Origin of the sequence: Bariatricus sp. HCP28S3_A4 (assembly GCF_052066395.1) — a bacterium.
GTDB lineage: Bacteria > Bacillota > Clostridia > Lachnospirales > Lachnospiraceae > Allocoprococcus.
Map to the genome: position 1 here is coordinate 1 of NZ_JBQHSE010000048.1, position 12,251 is coordinate 12,251.

10 protein-coding genes are annotated in these 12,251 nt (G+C 45.4%); 1 reads left to right on the forward strand and 9 read right to left on the reverse strand.

Translation table 11 applies throughout. From position 1 onward, the window contains the following. Nucleotides 1–101: 101 nt before the first annotated feature. The 9 genes from ACTNBF_RS15455 to ACTNBF_RS15495 all read right to left on the reverse strand — a co-directional run bounded on the left by ACTNBF_RS15455 (nt 102) and on the right by ACTNBF_RS15495 (nt 8,857). Entirely contained in the window at nt 102–1,112 is a 1,011-nt protein-coding gene (locus tag ACTNBF_RS15455; RefSeq protein WP_441024637.1) for a glycosyl hydrolase 53 family protein, read from the reverse strand. 32 nt (nt 1,113–1,144) lie between these two features. Then, the gene (locus ACTNBF_RS15460) at nt 1,145–1,363 is read right to left on the reverse strand and encodes a hypothetical protein (RefSeq protein WP_441016838.1); all 219 of its coding nucleotides are present in this window, start codon (nt 1,361–1,363) and stop codon (nt 1,145–1,147) included. Beyond that, nucleotides 1,336–3,168: a hypothetical protein gene (locus ACTNBF_RS15465; protein ID WP_441024636.1), complete on the reverse strand. Its 1,833-nt coding sequence runs from the start codon at nt 3,166–3,168 to the stop codon at nt 1,336–1,338. Before ACTNBF_RS15465 ends, ACTNBF_RS15460 begins: the two co-directional genes overlap by 28 nt. Before the next feature lie 58 nt (nt 3,169–3,226). Further along, nucleotides 3,227–4,033: a carbohydrate ABC transporter permease gene (locus tag ACTNBF_RS15470; RefSeq protein ID WP_427808612.1), complete on the reverse strand. Its 807-nt coding sequence runs from the start codon at nt 4,031–4,033 to the stop codon at nt 3,227–3,229. Nucleotides 4,034–4,049: 16 nt separating this feature from the next. Beyond that, nucleotides 4,050–4,949: a carbohydrate ABC transporter permease gene (locus ACTNBF_RS15475; RefSeq protein ID WP_427808600.1), complete on the reverse strand. Its 900-nt coding sequence runs from the start codon at nt 4,947–4,949 to the stop codon at nt 4,050–4,052. Nucleotides 4,950–5,034: 85 nt separating this feature from the next. Beyond that, entirely contained in the window at nt 5,035–6,342 is a 1,308-nt protein-coding gene (locus ACTNBF_RS15480) for an ABC transporter substrate-binding protein (RefSeq protein WP_441089616.1), read from the reverse strand. Between the two features lie 217 nt (nt 6,343–6,559). Next, nucleotides 6,560–7,069 (reverse strand): hypothetical protein, encoded by a 510-nt coding sequence (locus ACTNBF_RS15485; protein WP_441024632.1) that lies wholly within the window; start codon nt 7,067–7,069, stop codon nt 6,560–6,562. Nucleotides 7,070–7,073: 4 nt separating this feature from the next. Next, nucleotides 7,074–8,006: an AraC family transcriptional regulator gene (locus ACTNBF_RS15490; RefSeq protein ID WP_441024630.1), complete on the reverse strand. Its 933-nt coding sequence runs from the start codon at nt 8,004–8,006 to the stop codon at nt 7,074–7,076. Nucleotides 8,007–8,029: 23 nt separating this feature from the next. Further along, nucleotides 8,030–8,857, reverse strand: coding sequence for an AraC family transcriptional regulator (locus tag ACTNBF_RS15495; protein ID WP_441024629.1), 828 nt, complete (start codon nt 8,855–8,857; stop codon nt 8,030–8,032). A 205-nt stretch (nt 8,858–9,062) separates the two neighbouring features. On the opposite strand from ACTNBF_RS15495, the gene ACTNBF_RS15500 reads away from it, so the two are divergent. Then, nucleotides 9,063–12,161, forward strand: coding sequence for a glycoside hydrolase family 2 TIM barrel-domain containing protein (locus tag ACTNBF_RS15500; protein WP_441089617.1), 3,099 nt, complete (start codon nt 9,063–9,065; stop codon nt 12,159–12,161). Nucleotides 12,162–12,251: the final 90 nt, after the last annotated feature.

Sequence of the window (12,251 nt, forward strand, 5' to 3'; positions counted from 1 at the left end):
TTATATTATTTATAGTTTGATATTGAGTGGGGTATGTGGGTGAGACAGTGGGAATGTATCCGTCACACCCTCGTGAGACACGAAACCTGTCCCCCTGTCTCTCATTCAGCCGCCTGCTTATCATCCCGACAGGCCGTCAATGCTTTATTATATTTCAGCTTCTTATCCCCGACAAGCTTTGCTGCGCTCAGAGGATAGTGATCCGGCAGGATCGCAGATGTCGCTTCCGGTTCCCAGTAGAAGATGCATAACTCCTCCTGGTCTTCCATCTCCTTCATCGCTTCGATGGCATCTTTCACAATTTTGTAACTTTCTTCTTCATCCTGATCCGGACCGCCGACTTCGGCGATCAGAACCGGTTTGTGGTATTTCTCAGAATACATTTTCAGCCATCCTGCGAGTTTTTCCTTGCTGCTTTCTATTTTTTGCCAGTAAGGATAGTAGGAAAATCCCAGGATATCGGTCTTCCCGTTTTGAGCGAAGAAATTATCCAGGAAGGGAACGCATTGTTCTTCTTCGACGACAGCGGCAAGATGTGTGACAACCTGGCTGTCCGGACATACTTCTTTTACAGCATCATATCCTGCGTTCAGGAAACGTACCAGTTGTTCCGGGGCCTTTTTCAGGTTTCCGTGGGGCCACATGATTCCATTGTTGATCTCATTGCCGACTTCGACCCATTCCGGATACACGCCACTCTCTTTAAATAAGGAAAGTACTTCTCTCGTATGTGCTGCAACGCGTTCGATGAGCTGTTCGTCTGTATCGTGTTCCCACGCCTTCGGCGGATCCTGAATTTCCGGATCTGCGAAATGGTCGCTGTAGTGGAAATCGATCATGAGCTTCATGCCCTGAGCTTTTACGCGCTTTGCCATATCAAGCGTGTTTTTTGCATCACAGAATCCCAGCATACAGGTTTCATTTTCTCTTTTCTGCCAGTATGCCGATTCCGGCGGGTTCACAAATACGCGTAAGCGCACGGCATTGACTCCCAGTTCTTTTGAGGCTGCAAGAATATCGGTTTCTTCTCCGTTTTCATTCAGCCATCGGTATCCCATGGATTCCAACTGTGATGCCCAGCCGAGATCCACTCCATAGACCATTTTCTTCATAATAAAGCTTTCCTCCTTATGTCAGCAGATGACTAATCGAAATCATATTTCGTAAATCTTTTATGCATTGCTTTATATTTGGTTCTGACCATCTCATTTCCTGCGAGAACCTCTTCTTCTGTTCCGGTAAACTGGCACCGCAGACAGTAATATTCGTCCTTCTCTTTATCGTAGAACATATCAATATCCAGATCTCTCATGAAACAAGACGGACATCTGTAATTTAATTTGCCTTTTCCAGCTTGAGCCATGTTGTAAAGACCTCCTTATCTGCAACTTTCTTCTTATAACCAAGAGTAAACATTGGAGAAAAAGCATATCCTTCACGAACATAACCTTCTCCGCCTTTTGATGCCTCCATAGATACTTTCGTCTCGATTGCAGGAATCACTGCGGATACCGCATCTGCATCCGCAAGGCTTTCTTCTCTGCATTTATATGCATAGATGATTTCTTTTGGTTCTTCTCCTTCACAGCGAAGTACGATTCCATTCATATCCTCCGGATACTCGGTCGTTCCATAGCATGCTACCATATATTCGTTGATTTCTACCTGTGCTTCCGGATGACTCATTTCAAGAATCTCCCGTTCGATCCGTACCGTTCCGGTTCCTTCTTCGAAATACAGTCTGCTCTGAAGCTTCAGTGTCAGATCGTAGAATTCGATATCGACCGGATCCAGTGTCAGGATTCTGGTATTTCCTTCCTGTGAGAAATGTGCTTTCGTACGGCACAGACACAAGTCTACTTCTTCACCCTGATAGCAGATCTTTGCGCTTCGGATCGTTCCTTCTCCCGCATAGTGTGTAAAGTAACCTGCACGGTACTTTTCCTGAATCAAGAATGGATAAGAAGCATCCTGCACATGTCTGGTTCCGATGCCGACTTCCCATTTCAGTTTCGCCGCATATGGTCTGAGGTCCACGATCGCTCCGCCCTGGTCCATATTGACACCAACGCGCATATATGGATCCGTATACCAGAACAGCTGCTTGTCAGAACCATAAAGGATATCTCTCCAAAGAGCACATTCCGGTTCGGTGTAGGTCTTCTTCTCGCGGTAATAGTCGGCAAATTCGGACATGGTCATATCGATCAGTTTGCCCTGTTTTTTCAGCTCGCCGTAATATTTGCAGCCGTCGGAATAAGATTTCAGAAGCAGTTTATACGGTGCTTCCCATCTTCCCATCTTATTCATCCAGCCCGGTCCGACGAACATCATGTTATACGCATAACCGTTGTTATACTTTTCCTGTGCACGATACTGATCGATCAGATTATACAGATATGGATATTCCCATGTCTTGGAATCATAGATCATACCGCGCAGCACGTTCTGCGGATGTGTACCGAAGTTGGATCCGTTACCGTCGTAGCATGCCAGAAGGTCTCTGGAAAGATGCGGGATCGCAACGATTCCACTGTCCTCCGCCTCATTGGCCGCCGGTGCATGTGTGTTCTGTTTGGAAGGAATCCATGGCGCCCACGGACCACCGTCAAACAGTGTGTACCAGGAATTGTTACAGGTATGGTATGCTTTCGGACCTTCTTCCCAGCAGGTAGCGATCGCACATTTTACAGAAGGATATGCTTCCTTAATGTAGTTTGTAAGATCCGCATCCATATAATAAGATCCTGTTGATTCCGGATAGAAGCCGAATCTTTCGTGGAATTTTTCAAAGACATCATCCACGATCTTCTTCTTGTCTTCCATTGAAAACATCCAGATACAGAAATCTTTTGTTTTATATTTTTCTCGGAACTGTTCACACGGAAGTCCGAGCAGCGAGAGTGCGATCTCGTCTCCATATTTCTCATGATCGTCTTTTGCAATCTGAACTGCTTCATCATTGAAAAGCGATGCATAGGTCATGTGGATCGTGACCTTCAGGCCATTTTCATGTGCCAGTCTTTGCTGTGTCTTGAAGATGTCCAGAGATTCTGTCAGAAGCTTTTTATCCCCGATATCTTCTTCTTTTCCATGACCGGTCACCGTAGCGGAATACTCCGGAACCATCTCAGGCCTGTGGATTACATTCAGAATGAATTCACCCATTTTTATTCCCTCCTAATCTAGTTATATCGAAATGTTGAAATAAGAATTTTTTCATGGTTTATTTTACCGCTCCGGTCAAACCTTCAGCGAACTGTTTCTGCAGAATGAAGAAGATTACCATCGTAGGAACTGAACAGAACAATACGCCGAGCATCAATACGCCGTAATCGGTCGTGTATCCGGATGCCAGGTTTGCAATCAGCATCGGCATCGTCTGCGCATTTGTGTCTGTCATGATTACCTTCGGCCACAGGTAGGAGTTCCATGCATTCATGAATGTTACTACTGCTGCTGCAGCGTAGGTTGACTTCATCATCGGCATATACATGCGGAAGAAAATCTGAATTTCTCTAAGGCCGTCGATTCTGGCCGCCTCCATAACATCGACCGGGAAGTTACGCGAGTTATTTCGGAACATCATGATCAAAAACGGAGTCGATATGGCCGGAAGGATGAAGCCCCATACAGAGTTCAACAGTCCCATTTTTGAAACCATCCGGAATAATGGAATCATCGTTGCCACACCCGGAATCATCATGGCAAGCAGAAGGATCGTAAATACAATATCTTTCTTCTTGTCATGATATAATTCAAAACCAAATCCTGCCAGTGAGCAGATGAGAAGCGCCAGAATCGTCTGCACGAATGCATAAATAAAGGAGTTCCACATCGTTCCCCAAAGGTCACGCCCGGCTGTAAGATTTGCAAAGTTTGTTGCAAGATAGGTTCCCGGAAGCAGGCGTCCCTGCGCTACATCGAAGGATGTATTTGTTGCTGCGGAAATCATCCAGTAGAACGGGAACACCGAAATAAATGATACAATTATGAGGAAAACATAGGTCGGAATCAACCGGCGCTGGATCATACTTCTGTTCTTTTTCTCAGTCACGTGTATCACCTACTTTCATGTTAATTAATGCCAGAATACCTACCATAATAAATACGAAGAATGCCATAGCTGTTGCATAACCGAAGTTGGCAACACCGGTACCGAACGTATTATTGTAAATATAATGTGACATTGTGATGGTCGAATTTGCAGGGCCACCGTTTGTAAGGTTTACAGACTCATCGAAGAGCTGCAGTGTACCGTTGATTGACATAATGAATGTCATGATGATTGTCGGTTTCAGAAGCGGAACCGTAATTCCCCAGAATGTCTTCCAGCCGTTTGCGCCGTCGATCTTTGCCGCTTCATATACCGAATATTCAATGTTCTGCAGGCCTGCCAGATAGAACACCATATTGTAACCGGTCCATCTCCAGATCAACGCGATAATGATAACCGCCTTGGCGCTGGTCGGATTTCCCAGGAAATTGTAGTTCTGTGACAGGATTCCCAGATTCACGAGAATCGTATTGATAAGACCTTCTGTAGCAAATAAAGATTTAAAAATCAAAGAGTAAGATACCAGCGCTGTTGCACATGGCAGGAAAACGCATGTACGGAAGAATCCTTTGAATTTCAGATCTCTGTTGTTCAAAAGCTGTGCCAGAAGAATCGCAAGTACCAGCATGATCGGAACCTGGATGATCAGATATAAAAATGTGTTTCCTACAGAACGAAGAAACAGTTTATCCGAAAACATTCTCACATAGTTGTTAAATATCGGCTGATTCCACTGCATGTTCGCACTGGAACCGGTCTTCAGTGACATCAGAAATGCACTGATCATTGGCCAGAAACTCATCACTGCAATCAATACAGTTGCAGGAGTAAGGAAAATCCATCCTGCTCTGGACTGTTTCTGAAGTAAAGTTAATCCTCTCTTCTTTTCCACTTTATGTCCCCCTATCGGTAAGAAAAGAGGGGAAAACGGAAATCGTTTTCCCCGTTTGCCTTAGCTCAATCCTAATATCTTTGAATTAGTTGCCCATTTCGTGATTCAACTGATCCTCAGCAAGCTGAAGTTCATCATCAATATTTCCGCCGTTGATAATGTTGATGATTGCAGCTGCAATCTGTGTACGGCAGGTATAGTGATAATCACTCTGTTCAATGGTCTGAACATGAGTTCCCATTTCTACGATCTTTGCATAGATTGGCTGGTCGTTGAAGAACACAACACCCTGATTGTATACATCAGACTCACCTGCCGGAGCATAACAAGAAATTACGCCGCCGTCTGTAAGAGCCTTGTCATATGTAGCTGTGCTTCCACCAAATGTGTATGCAAGGAAGTCTTTTGCAAGGTCTGTCTTCTTGCAGTTTGCTGTAATGTAAAGAGAAGCGCCACCGTTAGAAGCATATCCCTCTGCACCTGTCAGAGTCGGCATCGTTGTGATCTCCCATTTACCGCTGTTAGCTTCAACCTTTTCCATGGTCGGAATGATCCAGTTACCGTTCATAACGCCTGCAACCTGATCGCCCTGGATTGCCTGGTCTGTGTAATCTGACCAGCTGTTGGAAAGAAGGAGCACGCCTTCCTGAGCCATTTTCACGATTGTCTGAACAACTTCCTTCAGAGTATCATTTCCAACAATGTACGGTTTTCCGTCTTTGAACTGAGATACACCCTCTGCCTGAAGCATCAGATATACAAGGTCATTGCCGTCACCGTCCATACACATCAGATATTTTCCTGTCTTTTCTTTTACTACTTTACCGATCTCAATGAATTCATCCCATGTAATTCCGGTCATGTCATCGATGGTATATCCACATTCTTCCAGAAGGTCAACACGATAAGCAGTGATAACTGCACCGTTGTCTACCGGCATACCGAAATGCTTGCCATCAATTGTAGAATACCCCAGCTTTTCCTGTGAGAAATCATCCCATTTTACATCTGCATCGTTGATGTCCTGCCATGCATCCGGGTAGTTTGCATAGTAGTTTGCAAACCAGTGATCCTGGAACAGAACAATGTCCGGCAATGTCTCATAATTGCCTGCTGATGCAGCGGTTGTGATCGCCGTCTCAATGTCAGCTGAGCCGGACTGTTCTTTGATTTCAAGAACGAAATCCGGATTCACATTCGCCTTGTAATCCTCGGCTGCAGCCTGAAGAGCAGGGATGTTGAATGACGGATCCCATGCTGCAACCGTCAAAGTGTTTTCATCACTGCTTGTTGCCTCTGAAGACTCTTCAGAGCTTTTGCCGCCTCCGCATGCTGCCAGAGAAAGCACCATGGTACCGGCGAGAAACAATGCCATCAATTTCTTTTTTTTCATACTGAATCCTCCTTTTTCTTTGAAATGCATTTGTGCACATCGCTTAATTTCCGCATTTCTTTTTGTGTTTCTCTAGGCATAATTATACTTGCCCATATCATTTAATTGCGGATATATTCAATTAAAAAAGAGGCATTTTCAATCATTTTTTCGCCTTTCATTCGACGTTTTACACAAAAAAGACCAGCATCCCAAAGGATAACTGGTCATTTTACCGTCATGAAAGGAAAACTTTTTGTGGATACATACGTTTTATAGCAGCAATCATATCATCTTCCAGGTCCAGGAGTAATTTGATTTTCTTTCTGTTTTCCATAATAATCATAGTATAATAAGGTATTTCCGGCTCATAGGAAGTATAGTCGAATTTCGGAAGTATTTCTGTCCCCCCGTTTTTCCGGTATTTTGCCACCGCATCATGCCAGTTCGGCGCGAGCACTTCCATATCTTTCAGATTCAGCACATGTACTTCCCTCCGATGCCGTTTTGCCTGTATAACAGAAATTGTAAATTGATTGCCTTCCATCACATATTCATAATCTTTCACGGCATATGTATCATATAAAAAATACATCCCCGCTGTCAAAAGTGCCAGAAACAGCATCCCTCTGTCAAATATGATGCCTATAAGCACAAAAAGCACACAGAGGACGATCATCACATTCTTCAATACTTTTGTAGAAGTCTTGATCCTCTTATGCACCTGTTTCACCATTCTGTAATCCATGTTGCTACCATCCTTTCAATGCACTGATATTAAAATCCATCATCTGTCCGGCATAATTTTCCGGCGATTTTTTCCACTGATACGGTGACATGCCTATGATTCGCTTAAAATTACGGTTAAAAGTAGACACATTGCCATAACCGACCCGGTAAGCAATTTCGTCCATCGTTGCATGTTTCTTAAGAAGAAGATTGCATGCCTCGTGAATCCGTATGACATTGACATAATCATTGGGCGTCATATTCATGCACTCCTGAAAAATCCTTCGGAAATGACTTTCACTGATATTGCACACATCCGCAAGGTCCTGTATACGGATGTTTTCATCATTATAATGAGCTTTCACATAATTCAGTGCCGGCACGATCTGAATATTCCGCGGATTCTTTCTGGACATCTTACTGTTTACATTATGGATCCGGATCAATTCTACTGTAAAAGACTGAAGAAGTCCACGAACCTTCTCATGATACATATATTCTTTTCGGTAATTCTCCTCGCGGATCTCCATAATAATATTGGATAATGTCTGATATTCTTCTTTCTGGTAGAACAGTGGTTCCGAATAAATCATATTCAACAGCTTTTCCGTATCAAGCTTATTGTGCGACATTTCATTCATATCCTTTATCACATTGTCCATGTCAAAATACATCCACTCCCAGTAGGCAACGGTTCCTTTATCACTTGTATTATTGTGTGGATAATTCGGGGGAATGATCAGAATACTGTCCTTCTGAAATGTACAGTTCTTGTCACGCAGCGTACATTCCCCATGTCCGTTGTAGCATACTCCGATCTCCATATAATTATGGAAATGAAGATCCACGATATCCTGCCCGTAAGGACGGATCCAGTCTTCCCCAAGCAGTGCGAGAACCTGTGTATTTGGTCCCATCTCATAAAACCGGAACTGCATTTTATCTTTCTTTTTCATCACCATTTCTCCCTGTCACGAACTCATTTCATGCATCTGTATTCCGACGGTGTACAGTTCTTATATTTCTTAAACACCTTCGAAAAATACAGATTATCCTCAAACCCCACTGAATGTGCAATGCTTCCCACCGGAAGTTCTGTTTGATTCAGTAGCTGGCACGCCTGCCTGATCCGGTACTCCAGAAGATATTCTTTCGGAGACTGCTTCATCATCGTGCGAAACAGACGAAAAAGATAACTTCTGCTGATTCCCGTATAAACTGCGACATCTTCCACCGTGATCGGATATGAATACTGTTCCGCGATATACTGTCTGGCCCGCTCCACATAATGCTGCTGAAGATTGTCTGCTTTTTCTTCTCCCTTCGAATGCTGCATCAGAAATCCCATCAGCGAGTAGAGTGCCCCCGTCATGGCAACCGCGTCACGAAATGTATTTCCATTCGCATTGTACACTGCCTGGATCTTCCGGAACAGCTCGTCGCTGATCAGTCTCTGATCCAGAACCGGATTCTTCTTTGAAAAATCGGTATTTGCAATCATAGAATAGGCATCCGTGCCCGCAAATCCTACCCACGCATACTCCCACGGTTCCTCCTCATCCGCGCGATAACTGGCTTCTACATTTGGAAACAAAAGGAACGTATCACCGGCATTCAGATGATACATTCTTCCCTCAAGCACATAACTCCCCTTTCCGCGAATAACATGATGGATCAGATAGTGATCCCGGATTCCGGGGCCCCACTGATAACCCGGATGGCATTTTTCATAACCGGTATTGTATACAGACAACGAATTCAGGAGTTTGTCGGTAGCATAATATTCATATTTGTATGTATCTGCCATATTCCCCTCCTCTGTTTTCGCAGCCATCTTACGATACGATTGTTTCTTTTCTTTTTTTAGTATAATGTATATAAAGTCGAAATACAACATTTTTCCATATACTGGAACCAAATTTATATTGCACAATTCGACTCTGTTGCTCATAATGAAAGTAATATCAACGAACAAGAATCAATCCGATGCGAGATTCTACAGGAGGTTTACCATGTTTGATTACAACAAATTAAAAGACAGCACCTTTTTCAAAGAAAATGTTCTCCCGGCTCACTCCGACCATGAATATTTTCCGGATGAAGAACATTTAAGAAACAAAGAAAATCCATTTCGCTTTTCACTGAATGGTATCTGGAAATTTTCCTACGGCCGGAATCTTTCTGATACAGTCAAAGATTTTGAATCTTTAGAACATGACTGCAGAAACTGGAGTGATATCCGTGTACCTGCCCATATTCAGATGGAAGGCTACGATATTCCTGCATACGTTAACACCCAGTATCCATGGGACGGTCGTGAAGACATCTGGGACGGGGAGATCCCGACCGAATTTAATCCGACTGCAAGCTATGTGAAATACTTCCGTGTACCGGAGCACATGAAGGGCCAGCCGTTATTCATTTCCTTCCAGGGTGTGGAAAGTGGAATGGCGCTCTGGCTGAACGGACACTATGTCGGATACAGTGAAGACAGCTTCACTCCTTCTGATTTCGAGCTGACGCCTTATCTGACGGAAGGCGAAAATAAATTAGCCGTCCAGGTATACAAATGGACCAGCGGAAGCTGGGCGGAGGATCAGGACTTCTACCGTTTCTCCGGCATTTTCCGGGATGTTTTTCTCTACACCAAACCGGCTGTACATATTGATGATCTGAAAATCCGTACCCTGCTGGATGACACCTGTTCCAAAGGAGAACTTTTGATTGATGTCCGGTCTCTTGGAAATGGAACCGTGAAAGCCAGACTGACCAGACTGCCTTTATACCATTTTCCGGGCAGCACAGCTGACGATCCGGGCGATGAAGCGGCGGACAAATTTGCCGAAGCCGAATTTACCCTCTCTGACGGTGAAGGCCATCTCAGCCTTTCTCTCCAAGGCTTCCGGCTCTGGAGCGCCGAAGTGCCGAACCTGTATGAACTTCTTCTGACCGTTGAGGATGAAGCAGGAAAGATTACAGAAGTGATCGCAGAAGGCGTCGGTTTCCGCCGTTTTGAACTGAAGGACAGCCTCATGCTCCTGAATGGAAAGAGAATCGTATTCAAAGGCGCCAACCGCCATGAATTCAGCACATTTGCAGGCCGCGTTCCGCAGCCGGAAGAGCTTGTTCAGGATGTGGTTACCATGAAACGCCACAACATCAACGCGATCCGTACCTGCCACTATCCGAACGATTCCAGACTTTATAAGTTGTGTGACGTATACGGTCTCTACCTGATCGACGAAAACAATATGGAAACCCACGGTTCCTGGGATGTTGTGATCCGCGGAGGCGATTATGAATATGCGATTCCGGGGGACAAACCGCACTGGGAAGCACCACTTCTTGACCGTGTCAATTCCATTTACCAAAGAGACAAGAACCATCCGTCTGTTCTGATCTGGTCCTGCGGAAATGAGTCCTACGGAGGAAGCGTGATCAAAAAAATGTCCGATAAATTCCGGGAACTGGATTCGACCCGCCTTGTGCACTACGAAGGAGTCTTCCAGGATCGCCGCTACAACGATACAAGCGATATGGAAAGCCAGATGTATCCTTCGGCTGCCAGAATTCAGGCCTTCTTAAACGAGCACAGGGACAAACCGTTCATCTGCTGTGAATACACGCACGCCATGGGAAATTCCTGCGGCGCCATGCATAAATACACAGATCTGACGGACACAGAACCACTCTATCAGGGAGGATTCATCTGGGATTATGTAGACCAGACGATTACCAAAAAAGACCGTTACGGACAAGAATTCCAGGCATACGGCGGTGACTTCGGCGAACGTCCGACCGACTACAACTTCAGCGCCAACGGAATCGTATACGGCGGCGACCGTACTCCGTCTCCGAAGATGCAGGAAGTCAAATTCAATTATCAGAACATTACCGCAGAAGTAAGCCGTGATAAGGTTCTTGTCATCAACAAAAACCTGTTCACCAACACCGACACCTTCCGCTGCATCGTCACACTGGCCAAAGACGGAAAGCAGATCCGCAAAGCCACACTTGCAACAGACGTTGCACCGTTATCCAGCCGGGAATACGATCTGCCGATCCCTGAACAGACAAAAGCCGGTGAGTATACCGTAACCGTATCCTTCCATTTAATAGAGGATACCCTATGGGCTCCGGCCGGTCATGAAGTTGCATTCGGACAATTTGTATACACCGTTTCAGAATCTGACCGTGCGCTTTCTTATTCCTGTGAAAAACCGGTCAAAATCATCAGAGGAAAAGTCAACATCGGCGTAAAAGGCGAAAACTTTGATGCACTCTTCTCCTATCTGACCGGTGGACTGGTATCCTACCGGTATGCAGGTGTGGAAATGATCGAGAGCATTCCAAAACCGAACTTCTGGCGCGCCCCGGTAGATAACGACGAAGGAAACGGAATGCCGATGTTCTACGGCCAGTGGAAGCTCGCAAGCCTTTATCTGTCGCACAAAGATTTCCTTTCTTCTGCTTCCGGACCTGTGAAATCCTATGACCCGGTGCTTCAGGAAAACGAGAACAGTGCAACCATCACATTTACCTATGTACTGCCGACGAAACCGGTCGCAGACTGCAAGGTAGCCTACACCGTATATGGGGACGGAACCATCGAGACAACCTTATCCTGCGATATCCCGGAAGGTCTGGGCTCCATGCCGGAATTCGGAATGATCATGAAGATCAATGCCGATTACAATCAGCTGGAATGGTACGGAATGGGACCGGAAGAAACTTACGCAGACCGGTGTAAAGGCGGCAAACTTGGCATCTACAAAAATCAGGTTGCCGATAACGTCGCACACTATATCGTTCCGCAGGAGACCGGAAATAAGACCGGTGTCCGCTGGGCAAAAGTAACCGACAAACGCGGCCGCGGACTGTTATTCACCGGTGACGGTATGAATTTCTCCGCCCTTCCATGGACACCGCATGAGATGGAAAATGCCCGCCATCCATACGAACTGCCGGCTGTACATTACACGGTGATCCGTACTTCCCTGGCACAGATGGGAATTGCCGGAGACGACAGCTGGGGAGCAAAAACACATCCGGAATACCTGCTTCCGTCAGACGGACATATGGAATTTACATTCCGGTTTAGAGGAATTTAATTAAGAGAGAGACATGGGGGGGGGGGGCGGGGCGCCGCCGCGCAGCCCAGCCCACCACCCCCCGTGGGGTGCGCGTTTTTTCAATTATAT

Excerpts from the sequence above, each read along its gene's own strand:
- ACTNBF_RS15485 (WP_441024632.1), bottom strand. The coding sequence starts at position 7,069 with ATGGATTACAGAATGGTGAAACAGGTGCATAAGAGGATCAAGACTTCT.
- ACTNBF_RS15500 (WP_441089617.1), top strand. The coding sequence starts at position 9,063 with ATGTTTGATTACAACAAATTAAAAGACAGCACCTTTTTCAAAGAAAAT.
- ACTNBF_RS15460 (WP_441016838.1), bottom strand. The coding sequence starts at position 1,363 with ATGGCTCAAGCTGGAAAAGGCAAATTAAATTACAGATGTCCGTCTTGT.
- ACTNBF_RS15480 (WP_441089616.1), bottom strand. The coding sequence starts at position 6,342 with ATGAAAAAAAAGAAATTGATGGCATTGTTTCTCGCCGGTACCATGGTG.
- ACTNBF_RS15465 (WP_441024636.1), bottom strand. The coding sequence starts at position 3,168 with ATGGGTGAATTCATTCTGAATGTAATCCACAGGCCTGAGATGGTTCCG.
- ACTNBF_RS15470 (WP_427808612.1), bottom strand. The coding sequence starts at position 4,033 with ATGATCCAGCGCCGGTTGATTCCGACCTATGTTTTCCTCATAATTGTA.
- ACTNBF_RS15490 (WP_441024630.1), bottom strand. The coding sequence starts at position 8,006 with ATGAAAAAGAAAGATAAAATGCAGTTCCGGTTTTATGAGATGGGACCA.
- ACTNBF_RS15455 (WP_441024637.1), bottom strand. The coding sequence starts at position 1,112 with ATGAAGAAAATGGTCTATGGAGTGGATCTCGGCTGGGCATCACAGTTG.
- ACTNBF_RS15495 (WP_441024629.1), bottom strand. The coding sequence starts at position 8,857 with ATGGCAGATACATACAAATATGAATATTATGCTACCGACAAACTCCTG.